Source organism: Streptomyces sp. CA-135486, from assembly GCF_050936555.1.
In the GTDB taxonomy this organism is placed as follows: domain Bacteria; phylum Actinomycetota; class Actinomycetes; order Streptomycetales; family Streptomycetaceae; genus Streptomyces.
The window spans coordinates 1,783,083-1,802,514 of the sequence record NZ_JBNJMM010000002.1; the positions used below are offsets into that span (position 1 = coordinate 1,783,083).

The window sequence follows — 19,432 nt, forward strand, 5'->3', positions numbered from 1 at the left end:
TCTGGAGGCCGCCTTTACAAACCTCACGGCCTGGCCCTGTCACTCCCTACTGTCCCGGTCAAGAAGCAGAAACCAGACAGTGAAGGAGGGATGGCTGTGATGTTGCAGAGCCGGGAAACCAGGCCACCCGCAGGCTGGTCGCTGACCGCCGACGACTCGTCGGCCGGGGCGACGCTCCGCCTGTGGGAACGGCCCGGACCCCACCCCGGCGCCCCGCGCATCGCCCTCGTCCACGGCTTCGAGGAGAACTGGGACAGCTGGCTGCCGCTCGCGGCACACCTGTGGTCCGGACTCCATCTCTACGCGCTCGAACTGCCCTGGAGGGCCGGTTCCGCGCACACCTGGGGCCACCACGGCTCCCCGGCAGCCTGGCTGGAACGCGCCCTCACCGGACTGCCCGTGCCGCCCGACGCCGTGGTGGCCCATTCCTTCGGCGCCACCACGCTGCTCGAGTCACTGGCGCTCCGGTCCGCGGCGGCCTCGGTGCCTGCCGTCCTGGTGGCTCCCGTCTACCGCCCACACGACGATCCGGCCGACCCCGCCTTCTACGCCGAGGCGCTCGCGCGCTTCCGACGCGTCCTGGCGGACGGCATGCGGGTACAGATCGGCCCGCGCGCGGCGACGCTCCCCGAGGACCTGCTCGACATCATGGCCAGGAAGATCCGCGAGCGGGTGGAACCCCAGGGATTCCTGCAGTTCTACGCCCAGTTGGTGCGCACCGCCGCCCTCGACCCGGGCCGGGTGGACGTCCCCGTGCTCTTCATCGGCGGCACCGGGGACCAGGCCGCGCCGCCGGCCGCGGTCGACGAACTGCGGGCCCGGATGACGGATCTGCGGGTGCACCAGTCACCGGACCTCACTCACTTCTGCCAGACGGAGCAATCGCAGGAGGTGGCCGCCCGCATCGACGGCTTCCTCGCCGGTCTCGGTCAGGCCCCCACCGAATTGGAGGCGATCGGCGCATGACCGGGACCACCGACCTGGACTACGACGTCATCATCAGCGGCGCGAGCGTCGCGGGCTGCACGGCGGCGGTGCTCCTCGCCCGCCGCGGCGTGCGGGTCGCCCTGCTCGAACGCCGCACCGACCCCGCGGCCCACAAGGTGCTCTGCACCCACTATCTGCAGCCCTGCGCCTACCCGGTGCTCGACGATCTCGGCCTGATCCCGGAGCTCGAAAAGGCCGGGGCGGTACGCAACGAGGCACGCTGGTTCACGCGTTGGGGCTGGATCGAGCCGCGCGCCGAGCACGCGGGCGAGGTGCTGCCGTACGCGTACAACATCCGCCGCAGCGTCCTGGACCCGATGCTGCGCTCGCACGCGCAGCGCACCCCGGGCGTCGAACTGCTCCTCGGGCACAGCGTGGTGGGCCTGCTCAAGGACGGCAACCGCACGGTGGGCGTCCAGGCCAAGACGGCCGACGGCGAGCGTGAACTGCGCGCCCGGCTGGTGATCGGCGCCGACGGCAAGGACTCCCCGGTGGCCAAGCAGGCCGGGGTGCGCGAGAAGACGCACGAGAACGCCAGGTTCAGCTACTTCGCACACTTCCGCGACATGCCCCTGCGGGACGGCATCAGCCACTGCTGGTTCCTGGAGCCCGATGTCGCGTACGCCATGCCGAACGACGACGGCGTCACCGTCGTCGCGGTCATTCCCGACAAGAAGCGGCTCCCGGCCTTCCGCGAAGACCTCGAAGGCAGCTACTACGACTTCGTACGGAACCTGCCCGGCGGCCCCGACATCGACTCCGCCGACCGCATCACCAAGATCACCGGAACGGTCAACTACCCGCTGCACTCCCGCACTCCCATCGCCCCGGGTGTCGCCCTGATCGGCGACGCCGCCCTGACCAGCGACCCGCTGTGGGGCGTGGGCTGCGGCTGGGCGCTCCAGTCCGCCCAGTGGCTGGCCCAGGAGGCCGCGGGAGCGGCGGCCGGCCGCGGCGACCTCGACCAGGCGCTCGCCCAGTACGCCAAGCGGCACAAGCGCGGACTCGGCGGGCACCAGCACCTCGCCGCCGACTACGCGTCGGCCCGGCCGTTCAACCCCTTCGAGCGGCTGATGTTCTCGGCCGCGGCCCGGGACGAGGCGGTCGCCCGGCACATGCACCTGTTCGCCTCCCGGCTGATCGGCCCGCTGCGGTTCCTCAACCCGCTCGCGCTGGCCAAGGCGTCCGTGGTCAACCTCCGCCACCGCGGCGGCCCGGCCCCCGCCCCGGTGCATCTGCCCCGCGTCCGTGCCTGATCACCCCTTCCTCTCCTTCCTTCCCCACACTCAACGACCGAAGGACAGCAGCATGACCACCACCGAGACCACCGTCGCCATCACCGAAGAGCAGGCGCTCACGCTCCGCGCGATCGTTCTCGAGGTCCTGGAACTCGAGGACGAGGAGCTCACCGACACCAGCCGCTTCATCGAGGACCACGAAGCGGACTCGCTGCTCGCCATCGAGATCCTCGCGCGCATCGAGAGCGACCTCGGCGTCGTCATTCCGCAGGACCAGCTCATCGAGATGACCCACCTCGCGGCCGTCCGCACGGTCGTGGCCCGCAACGCCGGTGGTGCCCTCCATGACTGAGCCGACCGGACGACGCGTCGTCGTCACCGGACTGGGTGCGGTGAGCAGCGCGGGCATCGGTGTCGCCGAGTTCACCGCGGCGATACGGGAGGGCCGGCGCACCACCTCCGAGATCCGCAGCTTCGACACCACCGGCTTCCCGCATGTGCACGCGGGCGAAGTGCACGATTTCGACCCCAAGCGGTGGCTGCGCCGGCTGGACCCCGAACACTGGGGGCGCAGCAGCCAGTTCGCCGCCGCGGCCGCCCGGCTGGCCGTCGAGGACGCGGGCCTGGAGGCGGAGATCATCGCGGCCGCCGGGGCCGGATCGGTGATGGGCACCACGAGCGGTGAGTCGGCCGTCATCGAGCAGCTCGTCGGCGAATGGGCCGCGGACTCGCTCAAGGCGCTCTCCCCGGAGCTGGTCGGGTCTGTGCCCGCCAGCCGTATCGGGGCCGCCGTCAACCGTGAACTCGGTCTGAACGGCGAGGCTTTGACGCTCGCCACCGCCTGCTCCGCCAGCAACTACGCCCTCGGATACGCCTACGACATGGTGGCGGCCGGCGAAGCCGAGTACATGCTCGCCGGCGGGGCCGACTCGATCAACCGCTGGGCCCACGCCGGCTTCTACCGGCTGGGCGCCCTCGCCGAGGACGTCTGCCGGCCCTTCGACGCGGACCGCTCCGGGATCCTGACCGCCGAAGGCGGGGTCGCGCTGCTCCTCGAACCGTACGACCGTGCCGTCGCACGCGGCGCGCGGATGTACGCCGAGGTGCTCGGCTACAGCGTCAACTGCGACGCCGAGCACATGGTCCACCCCGACCCGAACTCCATCGCAGACTGCATCCGCGCCGCGCATCGCAGCGCCGGGGTCACCCCCGAGCAGATCGGGTACATCTGCGCCCACGGCACCGGCACCCGGACCAACGACGCCACCGAAGTCGCCGCCGCCCGCGAGGTGTTCGGCGACAACCTGCCGCCGATCAGCTCCGTCAAGTCGATGATCGGGCACACCATGGGCGCCGCCAGCGGATTCGGCGCGCTGGTCTGCTGCCAGGCGCTGTACGAGGGCTTCCTGCCGCCCACCGCCAACCTGTCGAACGTCGACCCCGAGCTCGGTCCCGGCGTCGATCCGGTACCCGGCCGGGCCAGGCCCGCCCCCCTGGAAGTGGTGCAGAACCACGGCTTCGCGTTCGGGGGCAACAACGCCATCACCATCCTGGGGAGGGTCGCATGACCGCCGCCGTCACCGAGCGGGCCGCTGCGGGCGCACCCGTACCCGTCGCCCCGCTCGCCGTGACCGGTGCCGCCGCAGTGACCCCGGCCGGTATCGGACTCGGGCCGCTGGGCCGGGCCGTACAGTCCGGCACGCCGGGCCTCACCGCCGACTCCGGAGCCGGGGCCGGCTCCGGGACCGGAGAGGAGGGACTCCCGCCGCGTCCCGTGCGGACCGCACCCGAGCTGCCGGTCGCCGAGCTCATCGGCCGCAAGGGCACCCGCAACCTCGACCGCACGACGACCCTCTCCCTGATCGCCTGCCGGCTGGCACTCGACTCCTTCGGGGGCCCGGCAGGAGAGCGCGCGGGCGTGGTGCTCGGCACCAGTACGGGAAGTATCAGCAGCTCCAGCGGGTATTCCCTGGAGACCCTGCGCAAGGACCCGCCGTACCTCGTCAACCCGAGCCTGTTCCCGCACACGGTGATGAACTGCGCCGCCGGGCAGATCGCCATCCGCAACGGTCTGCACGGAGTCAACGCCACACTGGCGGGCGGTCAGCTCTCCGGCGTTCAGGCGATCCGCTACGCCCGCAACGCCCTGCGCCAGGGCCATGCCGACCGGCTGCTGGTCGGCGGCGTGGAGGAGTTCTGTCCCCAGAGCGCCTGGGCCTGGCACCGCTCCGGAGCGCTGGACACGGACGCGGCCGTGGGCGAGGGAGCCGCGGTGCTCATGGTCGAACCGGAGGCGGCAGCGGCCGCCTCGGGGCGGCCCGTGCTCGCCCGGGTGCTCGCCGCTCAGGTCGGCTTCGCCGGCGGCGGCAGCCTCGCGGGCGCGCTCGCCGAGGTGATCGGCGCGGCCCTGCGCCGCAGCGGCACCGACGCATCCGCCGTCGGCGCGGTCTCCCTCGGATCCACGGGGCAGCGCGCCGTGGAGCGCATCGAGGAGCGCGGGGTCGGCTTCGCGCTCGACGGCCGCGTCCCGGCCCGGACGGTACGGGTCAAGGAGGTCGTCGGGGAGTGCTTCAGCGCTTCGGGCGCGCTCCAGATGGCCGCACTCCTCGGTGTGTGGCAGGCCGAGGGCGTACCGGCCGGCGAGATCGCACTGGTGACCGCGGTGGGCCAGGACGGCGCCGTCGGCTGTGTGGTCCTGGAGTCCGGGGCCGCCGGCGCGACCGGCTGACGCGACCGAGGCAGTGAGGGGCCGGCCGGGGCTGGGATGTCCGCCCCGGCCGGTCGCCGTTCTTACCGAAGGGATGGGGCATGTCCCCGCTGATGACGACACCGGCCGCCCCGGCGGCCGTACCTTCCGAACCCGGTCCCGGCGCCCTGGTCACCGCGTGTCTGGCGGGAGAGCCGGACGCGTGGGACGCACTGGTCGAGCGGTACTCGCCGCGGGTGTGGCTGATCGCCCGCTCGCACCGGCTGAGCGCCCAGGACTGCGAAGAGGTCTACCAGCTCACCTGGCTGAGGACCTGCCAGAACCTCCACAAGCTGTACGCGCGCGACCGCTTCCCCGCCTGGCTCACCACCTGCGCCCGGCGCGAGAGCCTCAAGCAGCTGGCACGCAGCGGACGTTACGTACCCGTGGGTGACGGGGGCGTACTCGACCGTCCGACCGCGGTGGAGGGGGGACCCGAGGACGCCGTACTCACCCATGAGCGGCGCACCGAAGTGGTCCGCGCGCTGCGCGAACTCCCCTCCAGGGACCGTGAGCTGCTCACCCTGCTCAGCGCCGACCCGGCGCCGAGCTACGACGAGGTCAGCCGGCGGCTCGGGATCGCCCGCGGTTCGGTCGGCCCGCTGCGCGGCCGTGCGCTGCGCAGGCTGGAGGAGCAGCTTCTGCAGGCGGGATAGGCCTGTTGTGGAAAGTCCCGGGCCCGACGGCCGGACAGGCCCGCTCGCCGCTTCGTATGCCCCTGCCTCTTCGGACGAGGCAGGGGCATACGCATGCCGCACGGCGGCCTACAGCGCGATGCCGCCGTCCACCTGGAAGACCTGCCCGGTGATGTAGCCGGCCTTGTCCGACAGCAGGAAGGAGGCCAGGTCCGCGACCTCCTGTGCGGTGCCGAACCGGCGCAGCGGGACGGAGGCGAGCGCCTCCTTGCGGGCCTTCTCGCCGAGCCCGTCGGTCATGTCGGTCTCGATGAAGCCGGGGGCGACCGCGTTGACTCGGATGCCGTGCCGGGCCAGCTCCTTGGCGAGCGTACGGCTCAGGCTGTTCACCCCGCCCTTGGACGCCGCGTAGTTGGCCTGGGTGGCGTGGCCGTAGACGCCCGCCACCGAGGACATGTTGACGATGACACCGGTCTTCCGCTTCAGCATGGAGAAGCCGACGGTGCGACAGAAGTTGAACGTGCCGGTGAGATTGGTGTCGATGACGGTGGCCCAGTCCGCCGGCGCCATCATCACCAGATGACTGTCCCGGACGATCCCCGCGGAGTTGACGAGGCCGTACACCGGCCCGAGCGCCTCCTCGGCGCCCTTGACGAACGCCTCGACCGACTGGTGGTCGGCCACGTCGCACGGCTGGTGGAAGCACGCGGCTCCGAGCTCTTCGACCATCGCGGCGGTCTCCTCGGACGCGGCCGATTCGGTGCGGCCGCAGAACGCGATGTCGTAGCCCTCGGAGGCGAGCTGGACGGCGGTCGCGCGGCCTATGCCGCGCGAGCCTCCGGTGACGATGACGGCACGGCGGATGCGCTCCGACATGGTGGTGGTCTCCTCTCGGGGTGTCAGGGGGTGGGCAGCGGGGCGCCGAGCTGGACGTACAGATCGAGCAGATCGTCGGAGAGCCAGTACTCGGCGATCCGCCCCTCCGCGTCGAGCCGCAGGATGTCCGCGCCGCGCAGGGTGACCGGCGTTCCCGCGGGCGCGGTCACACCCGCCGGGCGCCCGGACTGCCAGTCGCCCCGGAAGATCCAGCGGCAGATCACATGGTCGCCGTCGGTGAACGGGCCGAGATCGGTCTGGATGTGTCCGTCGAGGTACGAGGAGCGGAACGCCGCGATCCAGGCGACGAGCTGCTCCCGGGTACGGATGCTCGCGGCGGGCGGCATCCCGTACTGAGGCAGGTGCAGGGTGATCTCGTCGGCCACGATCGCCTCGGCCCGGGACCAGTCGCCGTTCCACAGCTCCATCCACTGGTCCCAGACGGTGCGGGTGCTGAGGTTCTCGGTCATCGGTTCTCCCAGAGGGTGAGTGCGCGCTGCTGGATTTCGGCGGAGAAGTTGTCCTTGAAGGCGGTGGAACGGGCCCGCTTGTTCTCGTCGGGGTCGAGCAGGCAGTCGTACGCGACCTTGGGCCCGCCCTCGGTCATCTCCTCGCGGGAGTAGAAGACATGGAGCGGGGTGACCTTCTGGTCCTCGAAGAAGAGCTGGCCGCGGGTCGGGTGGCTGCGGGTGTGGAACGCCCACATCAGGTCCCGCAGGTCCGTCGGGTCGATGTCGTCGTCCAGCACCATCACCCGGGTGATCCAGAAGCCGACCTTGGGGCGCAGTGCCTGCTGGGCGATGGCGCGGGTCAGCATCCGGGTGCTGGTGAACATGCCCCGCTCGCGCCAGTCCCGCGGCACGGTGACGGCGAGCAGATTGATCGCGGTCTCGGGGACGATCCACGCCGCGGTCACCGGGAGCCCCGCGGTCCGCAGCTGGTACAGGGCCTCCGCGGAGTAGGTGAGACCCACCGCGGTGTGGTCCTCCTCCACCGGCTTTCCGGCCGACACGACCGGCAGGATCGGGTCGGTCCGATGCGTGATGGCGCTGATGTGGAAGACCGGCCAGGGCTGCGGTGTACCGGTCAGATAGCCCGCGTACTCGCCCATCGGGCCCTCGGGGGCGGTCTCGTCGAGCGAGACATGTCCCTCGATCACGATCTCGGCGGTGGCGGGCACCTCCAGGTCGACGGTCTCGCAGCGGACCAGCTCGAGGGGCTCGCCGAAGTGGGCGCCGAGGAAGCCGGCTTCGTCGGTTCCGGAGGCGAGGCCCATCCCGGAGACGAACGGCACGGCCGGCTCGGCTCCCTGGACCAGGGCGAACGGCATCGGCTCGCCCCGCTCCCGCCACATCCGGAAGATCTTGCCGACGTCCTGCAGCGGCCTGACCATGCCGGCCATGCGGCGGCCGTCGAGCATCATCACGCGGGCGATGGACCAGTTGGTCCACGAGCCGTCCGGGCTGCGGACGACGATCGTGCCCCAGGTGTTGATGTACCGGCCGCCGTCGCCGTCGTGGATCAGCGGTACGGGGAAGGCGTCCAGCGTGGCGTCCTCGCCGAGCAGCACATGCTCCCGGCAGGGGCCGTCGTCGATGGTGACGGGAGGGATGGGGCGGGCGTGCCGGGCGGCGGCCAGCTCCTCCACGATCTCCAGCGGATGGGCGGCGGAGTCCAGGCCCAGGGAGAGCGCGGGGCGCGCCCAGCGCCGGCCGGAGACCGAGCTGAGGGCGGCCGGGGCGCCGAGCACCCGGAAGCCCGGAGCGTGGCCTCGGATGTTGGTGAACAGCGGGGCGGGGTCGCGGTTCTCGGCGCTGCGCCGGATGACCGCGCCGATCTCCAGATGGGTGTCCGCCTCGCCGCGGATCTCCCGTACGTCCCCCAACTCGCCCAGCGCGTCCAGGTATTCGCGCAGGCTCTTCAGGTGCTTCTTCACGATCGGGTTCCGCTTCCTTCGAGTTCGGGGAGGGCAGGCGGCCACTCGGCGGGTGCAACGGGGGTGGGGGAGGGGCGCTGGAAGTCGCCCCAGCGCGGGAAGGCGCCGGTGTCGATGTCGAACAGATCGAGCACCCGGCCGACGGACTGGTCGACCAGGGCCTCGATCCCGTCGGGGCGTGTGTAGAAGGCGGGCACGGGGGGCGCGATCACACCGCCGTTCTCGGTGACGGTCGCCATGTTCCGCAGATGGGTCAGGGTCAGCGGGGTCTCCCGCACCATGAGGACCAGCCGCCGCCGCTCCTTGAGGGTCACGTCCGCGGCCCGCGCGAGCAGGGTGTCGCAGGTGCCCACGGCGATCTGGGCCAGGGTCTTGACCGAGCAGGGCGCCACGACCATGCCGCGGGTGCGGAAGGAACCGCTGGCGACCGCGGCGCCGACGTCGTCGGGGGAGTAGTGCACATCGGCCAGCGCCTGCACCTCGCGAACGCTCAGATCGCACTCGTACGAGAGGGTCAGCCGCGCCGAGCGGGAGAGCACCAGATGGCTCTCGATGCCCGCGGCGCGCAGCACTTCGAGCATCCGGATCCCGTAGACGACGCCGGTGGCCCCGCTGATGCCCACGACCATCCGGTCGTTCCCGGGGCGTGGCTGCTGGGTCATTTCTCTGCCTTTCCTCACGGTTGTGTGATCACTTCTCCGGGGCCTGGACGACCGCGGTGGACCAGGTGAAGCCGCCGCCCCCGCCGCACACCACCGCGAACTCGCCCGGCTCCAGCAGCTGTTGGCTGACGATGTCGGCCATGTTGGCGAGCAGGTCGCCGGCGCCCAGATGTCCGGTACGGCCGCCCAAAAGTACGGTCTCGGCCTTGAGCAGGCCGAGGACGGAGCCGTACATCACCTCCACGAGGCGAGGCCCCATGCGCGGCATGGTGAAGAGCCGGATGCGCGAATCCTCGGGCTCCAGCCCCGCCTCGGCCAGCGCCTGCAGGAGCGAGGCCCGCACATGCACGCTCGCGGCCTGCGGGAAGCAGTCCTTGCCCTGCGCCTCGTAGAAGTCCCTGCGTACGTCATTGGTCATCCAGGTCTCGCGGTCCTGCATGGGGACCTGGGTGAAGGGGGCGTTGCCCCGCTCCATGCCCTCGAGCACGGCGGCCGTGGAGTGGGTGAACGACAGCAGGCGCAGGTCGTCGCGGCTGCCGTCGGGCCGGTGCAGCAGCGCGGCCGTGGCGCCGTCGCCGTATCCGATGTCGCCGTGCATGGTCCAGCGGTCCCAGACGGGGGCGAAGTACCGCTCCGCCGTGGTGACCAGTGCGGCCTGCATGGAGGTGTCGGCCTGCAGATGGGCCGCCGCGAGATAGATGCCGGTCGCACCGCCGGTGCACAGGGCCTCTATCCCGAAGGGCAGGGCGGAGGCGGGAACGCCCAGTTCATTGGCGATGTAGTGGGCGTACGACCATTTCTCGTGACCCTGGTGGAACACCCGGGCGTGGGCCACCAGGCCGATGCGCTCCGGGCCCCAGCCGGCGTGCTCCAGTGCCCGGCGCCCGGCCAGGACGGCCATCTGCGGGGCCGCGAGGCTGTCGGTCACGGGGAGCTCGGTCACGCCCAGGCGCTGAGCCCGCTCCTCGTCGAGCCGGCCGGCCAGGACCTGATCTGCTGTCGTCTCCACGGTCCGGGGCAGCCAGGTGGTGACCGCCTTGATACCGAGTCCTCCGTCGAACCTCATCCCTGGAACTCCTTGTTGCCCGTCGTGGTCGTGCTGTCGACCTACAGAGCGGGCTGCAGGAGTGCCGGATACACCTGGGACGCGATGGAGGGGAGCCGCCTGGAACCCGACGGGGGATTCGGATTCCAGGCGGCGGTCTTGGGCTGGCCTCAGGCGGGCCCGGTCTCGCCGCGCCTGCTGTGCAGCAGCAGACCGACGAGCATCGCGGCGCCGCCGATGGCGGCCGTGATGATCCATGCGTTCTGGAAGGCGTCCTTGGCCGCGGCGGGCGAACCCGGCGTGCCGAGTGCGGCGATGAAGACCGAGATGCCGATCACCAGACCGACTTGACGGACCATCATGTTCACCGCGGAGCCGGTGGCGAACGAGGCCGGCGGCAGGTCCTTGGTGACCAGGCCGACCAGGGCGGTGGTGCCCAGGATGGTGCCGACCGGGGTCAGCAGGGCGCCCGGCAGCAGCATCCACACGTAGTTCGGCTGGAGCTGCGCTGCGACGGCCCACCACACGACGCCGGCGGCGAGCAGCAGGCAGCCGGTCACCACGACGGTGGCCGAGCCGAACCGTTTGGCGAGCGGACCGGTGGCCATGGCCATCACCGGCATCAGGAAGGTGCCGGGGGCCAGGGCGAGTCCGGTCTCCAGCGCCGAGTACCCCCAGATGTTCTGGCACCAGAGCATGAAGGAGAAGAGCATCGCCCCGAAGCAGGTGTTGAACACCAGGGCCGTGAGGTTCGCCAGGCTGAAGGACCGGATGCGCAGCAGGGACAGCGACACCACGGGGCTGGGGTGGCGGGCGGACCTGCGGAAGAACTCGGCGAAGGACAGGACGGTCACCGCGAGGCAGCCGAGGACCCGGCCCGACGCCCAGCCCCACTCGGGGGCCTTGATGAGCCCGAGCGAGAGCGCGCCCACCCCGGCGATCAGCAGGATCGAGCCGAACAGGTCGGGCAGCGGCCCGCGTTCGGTCTCCTTGGTGTCCGGCAGCACCCGGCTTCCGACCAGCAGGGCGGCGATACCGAAGGGCAGATTGATGAGGAAGATCCACCGCCAGTCGAGGTTCACCAGCGCACCGCCCACGATCGGGGCGAGCGCGGCGGCCACGCCGCCGATGGCGGTCCAGGCGCGGACCGCCCCGCCCCTGCGCTCGGCAGGGTAGGCGGCGAGCAGCAGCCCCAGCGAGGTGGGCACCATCGCCGCGGCTCCGGCGGCCTGGAGTACCCGCGCCGCGACCAGCATGGCGACGCCCTGGGAGGCGGCGCACAGGGCCGAGGCGAGGGTGAACAGTCCGAGGCCGAGGAGGAATCCTTGCTTCCGACTGGAGCGGTCCGAGAGCCGGCCGGCCGGTACGAGCAGCGCGGCGAAGACGATCGAGTAGGCGTTGAGCGTCCAGGCGAGGCTCGCCGGCGTGCTGCCCGCGAAGTCCTGCTCAAGGGCCGGAAACGCGACGTTCACGATCATCATGTCGAGGCTCGACATGACGAATCCGGCGCATACCACCAGGAACACAAGCTTGCGGCGGCGTACGGCGACCGGAGACTCCGGGCTCGCACTCGCTCCGGAGGCGGCGGTCGTACCCCCTACCGTCTGAGACATCTTCTTCAAATCCCTTCGGTGTGATGGGTCACGAGTAAGAAGGTAGTAGTTACTAACTACTAAGTCAACGCGTCCTCGGCATCCCGGCCCCGATGGTCTTGGTGGCCGTCCGTGGTTACATGAGCCCCATGGATCGGATGACAGGCGACGAGCGCCGAGCGCAGATACTGGACATCGCTTCCGACGAGTTCTCGCGTGCCGGGCTGTACGGGACTTCGGCGGAGACGATCGCTCGCAGGGCGGGAATCAGTCAGCCCTATGTCTTCCGCCTCTTCGGCACGAAGAAGGGCCTGTTCATCGCGGTCGTCGAAGGCTCGTTCGACAAGATCGTCGAGGCTTTCGAGGAGGCCGGCGCGGGCCTGACCGGCGTCGATGCCCTGGTCTCGATAGGCGAGCGGTACCGCAAGCTCGTACGCGACCGCACATTCCTCCTCATCCAACTGCACGGCTTCGCGGCCTGCGAGGACGACGAAGTCCGCTCGACCGTGCAGCGTGGTTTCGGCCGGATGTGGAACACCGTCCAGCAGCTCTCCGGCGCGGACGACGTCACCGTAAAACGCTTCCTCTCGCTCGGCATGATGCTGAACGACATGGCCGCGATGGACCTGTGGAATCTGGAAGAGCCCTGGGCGAAGGCCTGTGTGGCCTCGCTGCCCGTGGAGAGCTGGTCCAGCTGATCCGCCGGCCGTGGGGGAAGTCCCGTGCGGGATTCCCCCACGGCCGCTGCCCTGTCAGGCGGCCGACGGCTTCACATCGGTCTCGGCCCCCTGGGTCCAGGCCTCGATGATGCGACCCTGAGAAATACGCAGAATGTCCACGCCCACCCAGGTGATCTGCTTACCGGGAACGTCCGAGGGCCATCCCGTACGTCCCAGGCATGTGGCCGTGCCGTACCAGCGGCACACAGCCAGATCGCCGTCCACGATCGGGCCGAGATCCGTCCGGTAGCGGAGGTTCTCGAACTTGCCGGTGAAGGCGCGTACCCAGTCGGCCATCGCGGCCGCGTCCCTGATCGTCGACGGGTCGATCGTCGCGCCGGTCGTCGGCAGATGCACCCGGTACGTATCACCGATGATCTTGTGTGCCGCCTCCGGGTCCACATTCCACATCTCCAGCCAGCCGTCCCACAGTTGAGCGGCGGTTTCGGTCTGCGACATCGCTGACGCCCTTTCCTCGGGTGGTGTCCTGAAGCCCGTCCGGGCCCCTGCGAACAGATCCGGCACGGGCTCCCGCACGTACAGCGGCGGCGGACTGTATTTCCCCGGCCCCTCGCGGGTCTGTCGGGTACGGCGGCCGGGGAGCGGCCGGTGTCAGCTACGGGGCCGCGCCCCGGACAGGAGCCTGGGATGAGGTTCGGCGAGGGCTTGACCATCGAAGCGGCCGTGACATGGCTGCCGGAGGAGACGGAGAGCGCGTACGCACTGGTCGCGGAGGGAGTCCTCGACGCCGACGCACCGGCCGCCGCCGGGGTGGTCGAGGTGCCGGTGTCCACGTCGCTCGCGCCCCCGGAGATGGCGGTGCGCGCGGGCCGGGCGGCCCTGGCCCGCTCCGGCACCGACCCGGCGGACATCGCCGTGCTGCTGCACGCCTGGATCTACCACCAGGGGCATGACTTCTGGTCCCCCGCGCACTATGTAGCCGACGGGGTGGGCGCCTGGGCGGCCGAACCCTTCGGGATTCAGCAGATGTGCCATGCGGGCGCCATGGCGCTGCACACCGCCGCCGTACGGCTCACCGCGGACCGGGCGGCGCGCGCGGCGCTGGTCACCACGGCGGACCGGTTCACCGGCGGCGGATTCGACCGCTGGCACGGCGACTACCACGTCGCGTACGGGGACGGCGCGACGGCCGCCGTGCTGGGCCGGTCCGGCCGGGGGCTGCGGCTGATCGCGCAATCGGTGTACGCCGCCCCCGACATGGAGTCCATGTACCGCGGCGACGACCCGTTCAGTACGGCCCCGCTCGCCCACAGCAGGCCCATCGACATCCGCAGGACCAAGAAGGCGTTCCTGGCGGCGGGCGGCATGGACCGGTTCGCGAAGACGGGCCCCGAGGCGGTACGTGCCGTCCTGCTGAGCGCACTCGACGACGCCGGACTGGACCCCCGCGATGCCCGCATCCGCTGCGTCGCGCTCCCTCGACTGGGGCCGAAAACCGTCGAGTTGATGTATCTCCCGGTGGTCGGCGAGCTGTTGAGCGCCGAGCCACTCCGGCTCGGCGCCCGGACCGGCCACCTCGGCTGCGGCGACGTACTGGCGAACCTCGCGGACATCACCGAGCAAGAGATCCTGGCCCCCGGCGAGTTCGCCCTGCTGCTGACGGGCGGCGGCGGCTTCACCTGGTCCTGCCTGGTCGTGCAACGCCCCGAAAGCCGCTGAGCTGAACAGAGCCCCCGCACTCCGCTGAGCGCGGGGCAAACGAGGAAGCCCCTCGCACTCCGTCAGGAGTGCGAGGGGCTTCCTCGCAGAGACAGGGACGAGGGCGGTACCGGCTACCGCAGGCGTGCCATCAGGGCGTGCTCGACCAGCGTGATCAGCGCACTCTTCGCGTCCGCACGGTGACGCGCGTCCGTCGTGATGATCGGGGTGTCCGGGCCGATCTGCAGCGCCTCGCGCACTTCCTCGGGGTTGTAGGGCTGGTGTCCGTCGAAGCCGTTGAGGGCGATGACGAACGGCAGACCGCTGTTCTCGAAGTAGTCGACCGCCGGGAAGCAGTCGGCGAGGCGCCGGGTGTCGACGAGGACGACCGCGCCGATGGCGCCGCGGACCAGGTCGTCCCACATGAACCAGAACCGGTCCTGTCCGGGCGTACCGAACAGGTAAAGGATCAGGTCCTGGTCCAGCGTGATACGGCCGAAGTCCATGGCCACCGTCGTGGTGGTCTTGTCGCCGGTGTGGGTCAGGTCGTCGATGCCCGCGGACGCAGACGTCATGACGGCCTCGGTACGCAGCGGGTTGATCTCCGAGACGGCGCCCACGAACGTGGTCTTGCCCACGCCGAAGCCGCCCGCCACCACGATCTTCGCGCTGGTGGTTGAGCGGGCTGCACCGCCGCTAGAGCTTGCGAAGTCCACTGAGCACCCTTTCGAGCAGTGTCACGGCTGGCTGGCCGCCGGCGGACTCTTCGCCGCCGGGCTGGTGAATGGCGACAAGTCCGGCCTCCGCCAGGTCGGCGACGAGGATCCGGGCAACGCCGAGGGGAATGGAGAGAAGTGCCGAGATCTCCGCGACCGACTTGATCTCGATGCACAACCGGCAGATCCGCTGGTGCTCGGGCAACTGCCCTTGCAGCCTGGACGGATCGGCCGTGGTGGAAACCAGCGCCTCGATGGCGAGCTGGTAGCGCGGCCGGGTCCGGCCGCCGGTCATGGCGTACGGGCGCACCAAGGGGTTGTGCGCCGCGGGTGCGGCCTCCGGCGCCCGACGCGGCTGCACCGGCTGAATGCGCGGCTGCGGCTGGTCGTACCCGGGGCCGTAGGGCGACTGCGGCGGCTGGTAGGGCTGCTGAGCGCCCTGTCTGCTCGGCGTGGAGGGAAAGTTGAAGCGGTTCTGAGAGGGATCACCCGGCGTTTGGTGACCACTGTCATAAGGGCGTCCGCCCGGGGGTGTTGCCACGTTTCCTCCTCCGACTGCCGGTCGCCGGTCCATGTCCCTGTGGAGCCGCGCCACCGCACCTTACGGTGCGGTGGCGTGAAACGCACTGTCTGCCTGTCAGTTGAGAAGACTGCCCTGGAGCTCTGCACGGAGGTCCGGGGTCAGGACGCTGCCTGCCCGGTCCACCAGCAGAGCCATCTCGTAACCCACCAGGCCGATGTCGGCCTCCGGGTGTGCGAGAACGGCCAGTGAGGAGCCGTCAGAGATGGACATGATGAAGAGGAAGCCGCGTTCCATCTCCACAACAGTCTGGTTGACCGCGCCGCCTTCGAAAATCCTGGACGCACCCGCGGTCAGCGAGGTCAGTCCGGAGGCAACCGCCGCCAGCTGATCGGCTCGGTCCCTCGGGAAACCCTCGGACATCGCCAGCAGGAGTCCGTCGGCGGAGACCACCACGGTGTGGGACACCCCGGGGGTGTTGTCCACGAAGTTGGTGATCAACCAGTTCAGATTCTGCGCCGCCTGGCTCATCGGGCTCACACTAACGCTCCTGGTTGTAGGTACTGCCCGGGCCGAAGCCCGATCCGTTCGTGTCCGTTCCCGCGCTGCGTCCCTGCTGGACGCCGCGACGCAGGTTGCTCAACCTGCCACGTACGTCCTCCGGGGCGCGGGAGACCTGGGGGCCGCCCTGCGGCGTCGACTCCGCCGTGCCTTCGACGAGATTGGCCTTGGGCACCCGCCGCGGAAGGCCCGAGGAGGTGACCCCGCCCGCCTTCGGCTCGCGGAGCTTCTCAGCACGCTGCCAGCGCTGGTCGTTGGTCGAGCGCCAGTCCTCGGAGCCGGCGCCATTGCCGGCTGCCTCGGCCTGAGCGCTCTGCGGAGCCTTCTGGGCCTGCTCGGCGGGTTGCTGCCACTGCTGCTGGGCCTGCTGCGGCTGCTGATTGCTGCCGCGCCGCGGCAGACCTGAATCGGTCAGCTCGTGGCTGCTGCTCGGAGCGGGGCCCGGACGGTCGAAGCCTACGCGCTCGGGGGCGTTCGTGGGAGCGCTGGGGGCAGATTCCGATTCCGCTCGGTAATCCGTCTCGAACGCACCTTGGTACGTACCTTGATCCGGCCACTCTGCCTGGTGGGACTGCGTGTCGTACTGGCCGTCGTACTGCGGCTCGGACCCCTGCGGCGCCTGGTAATTGGCTTCCGCATATGCACCGGTGTGGTGCTCCTGGGCCTCCTGCGGCTCCGGGTAACCAGCGGGCTGCCCGTAGCCGTCGAAGCCGTCGTACGCCTGCTGCTGGTCCTGCCCCGCGTACGTCTGGTCCTGCCCGGCGTACGTCTGGTCCTGTCCCGCGTACGTCTGGTCCTGTCCGGCGTACCCCTGGCCCTGGAACTCCTGGCCGTACTCAGAGGCGTACTGCTGGTCCTGGGCCGCGTACTCCGTCTCGTCCTGGTACAGCGGGCGCTCTCCGCCGTGTGCCTGCGCCTCCAGCGCCGCACGGCGCTCCTCGCGCATCAGCGAACGGCCCACCGGGTCGAGCTGCGGAGAGGCCTCCGAGGCGTCCTCGTAGCGCGAGTCGTCGAAGCCGAGCTCCGCGGCGGTGCGCATCGGCGGTGCCTGGACCGGGGCGGGCTCGAACGACTGCTGCTCCGGAATGATCTGGGAGACCGTGAAGTCGTCCTCGGGCAGCGCCTCGCCCCCGCCGCCGTGCGTGATGGCGTCGGGCAGCATGACCAGCGAGGTGGTGCCGGCCTGCTCGCCCGAGGGGCGCAGCTGGACGCGGATGCCGTGCCGGTCGGCGAGGCGGCCGACCACGAACAGGCCCATGCGCTGGGAGACGGCGGCGTCCACCGTCGGCGGGTTGGCCAGCTTGTGATTGATGTCGGCGAAGTCCTCGGCGGTCAGGCCGATGCCCTTGTCGTGGATCTCGATCATGACCCGGCCGTCGGGCAGCCTGGTGGCCGTCACCCGGACCTTCGTCTGCGGCGAGGAGAACGTCGTGGCGTTCTCCAGCAGCTCGGCGAGCAGGTGCACAAGGTCGGTGACGGCCTGGCCGTGGATGTCCGTCTCCGGGACGCCGGTCAGCTCGATGCGCTCGTACGACTCCACCTCGGAGGAGGCGGCACGGAGCACGTCGACCAGCGGCACCGGCTGGTTCCAGCGGCGGCCCGGCTCCTCGCCGGCGAGGACCAGGAGGTTCTCGCCGTTGCGGCGCATACGGGTCGCCAGGTGGTCCAGCTTGAAGAGGTTCTCCAGCTGGTCCGGGTCGGCCTCGTTGTTCTCCAGGTCGGTGATCAGGGTCAGCTGGCCCTCGATCAGCGACTGGTTGCGGCGCGAGAGGTTGGTGAAGATCGCGTTGACGTTGCCACGGAGCATGGCCTGCTCGGCGGCGAGCCGCACGGCCTCGCGGTGGACCTGGTCGAAGGCCCGCGCGACCTCGCCGATCTCGTCCTGGCTGTCGATCGGGATCGGCTGTACCCGGGTGTCGACGCGGCCCGGCTCCGTACGCGAGAGCTGGTCGACCAGCATCGGCAGGCGCTGCTCGGCGATGCCGAAGGCGGCGGTGCGCAGCTGGCGCATCGAGCGGCTCATCTGGCGGGCCATGAGGCCGGCCAGGATGAACGCGACGAGCAGGGCGACCACGACGATGGCGCCGTTGACGATGGCGTCGCGCTTGGCGTCGTCGGAGATCTGGGCGGCCTCGGTCACGGCCTTGTCGACGAGGTCGGTCTCGACCTGGGTGTAGCCGTCGAACTTGGCGGTGGAGGCGCCCATCCAGGTCTGGGGGGTGACGTCGAGCCGCTTCAGCTGCTTGGGGCTGAGGCCTTCACCGATCTTGGCGGCCATGCCGGTGAGGACCGAATTGTCCGGGCCCCGCGGCGGGGCGAGATTGGCGGCCTTCAGCCGCTTCTCGCCCTCGGCGGCCTTGGCCGTCATGATCTGCTTGAGGTTGTCCGTGTCCGCCTGGGTACCGCCGGAGACGTACTCGCCGATCGCGATCTGCTCGAGGTAGTTGTACGAGTTGAAGGCCACCCGCTGCCTGGCGAGGATCGCGTCGTTCTCGCTCGGGCGGATCAACAGGTGCATACCAATGGAGCGCTGAAGGGATTCGGCGGCCTTGGCGAGCTGGATGGCGTAAACCGTACGGCCGTAGCTCGTGATGTTGCCGGTGCCGAGGCCGAGCTCGTTGGAGAACTCCATCAGCGAGTGCTGGACCTTGACGTAGCTCTCTTCGGTGCCGACCGCCCCGTTGGGCTTGGACTCGATGCCCTTGGTGTACGCGATCTTGCGGAGCTCGGCGAGGGTGGGCTCCTCGGCGCGGAAGAGGCTCAGACGGCGCTCCAGGCCCTGCTTCTGGGGTATGTCCTGGACGGCCTGGTCGAACTTCCTCTTCGCGTCGTCCGTGGTGGCGTACGCCTTGGTGACGACGGGGTTCTCGCGGTCCGCGTCGCCGGTGGCGGTGAGCAGCGTGGCCGCGGTGAGGTCGCGCTCGTTGAGCAGCGCCTGACCGTACTCGGAGGCGGCACGCACGATCAGGGCGGTCTTCTCCGCGTCCTGTGCCTCGTCCCAGGTGTCGATGGAGGACTTCACCTGGAAGCCGCCCATGACCAGGCCGACGAGCACGGGTATGAGGAGGATCGCGTTCAGACGGGTGGGCACCCGCCAGTTGCGCGGGGACAGCCGGCTGGTGCTTCCGGCGGCCGGGGACGGACCGGGCGCATCCGCAGGCGACGCCGCTGTGCGCGGCGGCGGGGTGAAGTTGCCCCGCGCCTGCTGCCCTGCGGAGCTCGTGATGCTTCGCCTCACTCGACCAACAACCTCTCGGCGTCGGCACCTACGTTGTGCCGTGTTTCGTTCAGAGCTCTACTACTCGGGAGTTCGTCGAATTCCAGCATGTCGAGCGGCCCCCTTCCAAACAGTTGGAATCAGCCATTCCGAGTGCGAAGGCCACGGATAAAACGGGCATAAAGAGCAAGCCCCGTCAAATGGCGGGGCAAATATCAGCGCAGTGGCACCGGCCGTATGCACCGGGTGTTCGGGCCACGTTAATTCTCTGTCGAAACGTTATGAACACGCGAGCGGGCCGTGTCAAAGGACACGGCCCGCCC

General features: G+C 70.3%; 19 protein-coding genes. 8 read left to right on the plus strand and 11 right to left on the minus strand.

Annotated elements, in window-relative coordinates; genetic code table 11:
* Positions 1 to 99 precede the first annotated feature (99 nt).
* From ACQEVG_RS27550 to ACQEVG_RS27575, 6 genes are all read left to right on the plus strand, one after another.
* A complete protein-coding gene (locus tag ACQEVG_RS27550) occupies positions 100 to 966 on the plus strand; it encodes an alpha/beta fold hydrolase (protein ID WP_432988620.1) in 867 nt (288 codons plus the stop codon).
* A complete protein-coding gene (locus ACQEVG_RS27555) occupies positions 963 to 2,243 on the plus strand; it encodes an NAD(P)/FAD-dependent oxidoreductase (protein WP_432988622.1) in 1,281 nt (426 codons plus the stop codon). The genes ACQEVG_RS27550 and ACQEVG_RS27555 overlap by 4 nt, the downstream gene beginning before the upstream one ends.
* A 52-nt stretch (positions 2,244 to 2,295) precedes the next feature.
* Positions 2,296 to 2,577, plus strand: a complete 282-nt coding sequence (locus ACQEVG_RS27560; RefSeq protein ID WP_432988624.1) for an acyl carrier protein — start codon at positions 2,296 to 2,298, stop codon at positions 2,575 to 2,577.
* Complete coding sequence (locus ACQEVG_RS27565) at positions 2,570 to 3,793, plus strand: beta-ketoacyl-[acyl-carrier-protein] synthase family protein (RefSeq protein ID WP_432988626.1); 1,224 nt, start codon at positions 2,570 to 2,572, stop codon at positions 3,791 to 3,793. The genes ACQEVG_RS27560 and ACQEVG_RS27565 overlap by 8 nt, the downstream gene beginning before the upstream one ends.
* A complete protein-coding gene (locus ACQEVG_RS27570) occupies positions 3,790 to 4,953 on the plus strand; it encodes a beta-ketoacyl synthase N-terminal-like domain-containing protein (protein ID WP_432988628.1) in 1,164 nt (387 codons plus the stop codon). Before ACQEVG_RS27565 ends, ACQEVG_RS27570 begins: the two co-directional genes overlap by 4 nt.
* 80 nt (positions 4,954 to 5,033) lie before the next feature.
* Positions 5,034 to 5,627 (plus strand): RNA polymerase sigma factor, encoded by a 594-nt coding sequence (locus ACQEVG_RS27575; RefSeq protein ID WP_432988630.1) that lies wholly within the window; start codon positions 5,034 to 5,036, stop codon positions 5,625 to 5,627.
* Between the two features lie 108 nt (positions 5,628 to 5,735).
* Here ACQEVG_RS27575 and fabG read toward each other — a convergent pair whose 3' ends face one another.
* The 6 genes from fabG to ACQEVG_RS27605 form a co-directional block, all read right to left on the minus strand.
* A complete protein-coding gene (gene fabG, locus ACQEVG_RS27580) occupies positions 5,736 to 6,482 on the minus strand; it encodes a 3-oxoacyl-ACP reductase FabG (RefSeq protein ID WP_432988632.1) in 747 nt (248 codons plus the stop codon).
* Between the two features lie 23 nt (positions 6,483 to 6,505).
* Complete coding sequence (locus ACQEVG_RS27585; RefSeq protein WP_432988634.1) at positions 6,506 to 6,952, minus strand: ester cyclase; 447 nt, start codon at positions 6,950 to 6,952, stop codon at positions 6,506 to 6,508.
* Positions 6,949 to 8,418, minus strand: coding sequence for a UbiD family decarboxylase (locus ACQEVG_RS27590; protein WP_432988636.1), 1,470 nt, complete (start codon positions 8,416 to 8,418; stop codon positions 6,949 to 6,951). The genes ACQEVG_RS27585 and ACQEVG_RS27590 overlap by 4 nt, the downstream gene beginning before the upstream one ends.
* The gene (locus ACQEVG_RS27595) at positions 8,415 to 9,080 is read right to left on the minus strand and encodes a UbiX family flavin prenyltransferase (protein WP_432988638.1); all 666 of its coding nucleotides are present in this window, start codon (positions 9,078 to 9,080) and stop codon (positions 8,415 to 8,417) included. Before ACQEVG_RS27595 ends, ACQEVG_RS27590 begins: the two co-directional genes overlap by 4 nt.
* Before the next feature lie 28 nt (positions 9,081 to 9,108).
* Positions 9,109 to 10,146, minus strand: a complete 1,038-nt coding sequence (locus ACQEVG_RS27600; RefSeq protein ID WP_432988640.1) for a ketoacyl-ACP synthase III family protein — start codon at positions 10,144 to 10,146, stop codon at positions 9,109 to 9,111.
* Positions 10,147 to 10,295: 149 nt separating this feature from the next.
* On the minus strand, positions 10,296 to 11,738 hold the full coding sequence (locus ACQEVG_RS27605; protein WP_432988642.1) for an MFS transporter: 1,443 nt from the start codon (positions 11,736 to 11,738) through the stop codon (positions 10,296 to 10,298).
* Positions 11,739 to 11,866: 128 nt separating this feature from the next.
* Between ACQEVG_RS27605 and ACQEVG_RS27610 the strand changes: the two genes are divergently transcribed.
* Positions 11,867 to 12,415: a TetR/AcrR family transcriptional regulator gene (locus ACQEVG_RS27610; RefSeq protein WP_432988644.1), complete on the plus strand. Its 549-nt coding sequence runs from the start codon at positions 11,867 to 11,869 to the stop codon at positions 12,413 to 12,415.
* 54 nt (positions 12,416 to 12,469) lie between these two features.
* On the opposite strand, the gene ACQEVG_RS27615 is transcribed toward ACQEVG_RS27610, so the two are convergent.
* A complete protein-coding gene (locus ACQEVG_RS27615; RefSeq protein WP_432988646.1) occupies positions 12,470 to 12,895 on the minus strand; it encodes a nuclear transport factor 2 family protein in 426 nt (141 codons plus the stop codon).
* Positions 12,896 to 13,084: 189 nt separating this feature from the next.
* Between ACQEVG_RS27615 and ACQEVG_RS27620 the strand changes: the two genes are divergently transcribed.
* Positions 13,085 to 14,116: a ketoacyl-ACP synthase III family protein gene (locus ACQEVG_RS27620; protein ID WP_432988648.1), complete on the plus strand. Its 1,032-nt coding sequence runs from the start codon at positions 13,085 to 13,087 to the stop codon at positions 14,114 to 14,116.
* A gap of 113 nt (positions 14,117 to 14,229) precedes the next feature.
* Here ACQEVG_RS27620 and ACQEVG_RS27625 read toward each other — a convergent pair whose 3' ends face one another.
* From ACQEVG_RS27625 to ACQEVG_RS27640, 4 genes are all read right to left on the minus strand, one after another.
* On the minus strand, positions 14,230 to 14,811 hold the full coding sequence (locus ACQEVG_RS27625; protein WP_050791473.1) for a GTP-binding protein: 582 nt from the start codon (positions 14,809 to 14,811) through the stop codon (positions 14,230 to 14,232).
* Positions 14,792 to 15,352 carry a DUF742 domain-containing protein gene (locus ACQEVG_RS27630; RefSeq protein WP_432988650.1) on the minus strand — a complete coding sequence of 187 codons (561 nt, stop codon included), beginning with the start codon at positions 15,350 to 15,352 and terminating at the stop codon, positions 14,792 to 14,794. Before ACQEVG_RS27630 ends, ACQEVG_RS27625 begins: the two co-directional genes overlap by 20 nt.
* 96 nt (positions 15,353 to 15,448) lie before the next feature.
* The gene (locus ACQEVG_RS27635) at positions 15,449 to 15,862 is read right to left on the minus strand and encodes a roadblock/LC7 domain-containing protein (protein ID WP_005311461.1); all 414 of its coding nucleotides are present in this window, start codon (positions 15,860 to 15,862) and stop codon (positions 15,449 to 15,451) included.
* 10 nt (positions 15,863 to 15,872) lie between these two features.
* Complete coding sequence (locus ACQEVG_RS27640; RefSeq protein WP_432988652.1) at positions 15,873 to 19,130, minus strand: nitrate- and nitrite sensing domain-containing protein; 3,258 nt, start codon at positions 19,128 to 19,130, stop codon at positions 15,873 to 15,875.
* Positions 19,131 to 19,432: the final 302 nt, after the last annotated feature.

Coding starts and splice junctions, on each gene's coding strand:
- ACQEVG_RS27615 (WP_432988646.1), bottom strand. CDS start 12,895: ATGTCGCAGACCGAAACCGCCGCTCAACTGTGGGACGGCTGGCTGGAG.
- ACQEVG_RS27555 (WP_432988622.1), top strand. CDS start 963: ATGACCGGGACCACCGACCTGGACTACGACGTCATCATCAGCGGCGCG.
- ACQEVG_RS27620 (WP_432988648.1), top strand. CDS start 13,085: ATGAGGTTCGGCGAGGGCTTGACCATCGAAGCGGCCGTGACATGGCTG.
- ACQEVG_RS27610 (WP_432988644.1), top strand. CDS start 11,867: ATGGATCGGATGACAGGCGACGAGCGCCGAGCGCAGATACTGGACATC.
- ACQEVG_RS27585 (WP_432988634.1), bottom strand. CDS start 6,952: ATGACCGAGAACCTCAGCACCCGCACCGTCTGGGACCAGTGGATGGAG.
- ACQEVG_RS27570 (WP_432988628.1), top strand. CDS start 3,790: ATGACCGCCGCCGTCACCGAGCGGGCCGCTGCGGGCGCACCCGTACCC.
- ACQEVG_RS27565 (WP_432988626.1), top strand. CDS start 2,570: ATGACTGAGCCGACCGGACGACGCGTCGTCGTCACCGGACTGGGTGCG.
- ACQEVG_RS27595 (WP_432988638.1), bottom strand. CDS start 9,080: ATGACCCAGCAGCCACGCCCCGGGAACGACCGGATGGTCGTGGGCATC.
- ACQEVG_RS27605 (WP_432988642.1), bottom strand. CDS start 11,738: ATGTCTCAGACGGTAGGGGGTACGACCGCCGCCTCCGGAGCGAGTGCG.
- ACQEVG_RS27550 (WP_432988620.1), top strand. CDS start 100: ATGTTGCAGAGCCGGGAAACCAGGCCACCCGCAGGCTGGTCGCTGACC.
- ACQEVG_RS27560 (WP_432988624.1), top strand. CDS start 2,296: ATGACCACCACCGAGACCACCGTCGCCATCACCGAAGAGCAGGCGCTC.
- ACQEVG_RS27575 (WP_432988630.1), top strand. CDS start 5,034: ATGTCCCCGCTGATGACGACACCGGCCGCCCCGGCGGCCGTACCTTCC.
- fabG (WP_432988632.1), bottom strand. CDS start 6,482: ATGTCGGAGCGCATCCGCCGTGCCGTCATCGTCACCGGAGGCTCGCGC.
- ACQEVG_RS27600 (WP_432988640.1), bottom strand. CDS start 10,146: ATGAGGTTCGACGGAGGACTCGGTATCAAGGCGGTCACCACCTGGCTG.
- ACQEVG_RS27635 (WP_005311461.1), bottom strand. CDS start 15,862: ATGAGCCAGGCGGCGCAGAATCTGAACTGGTTGATCACCAACTTCGTG.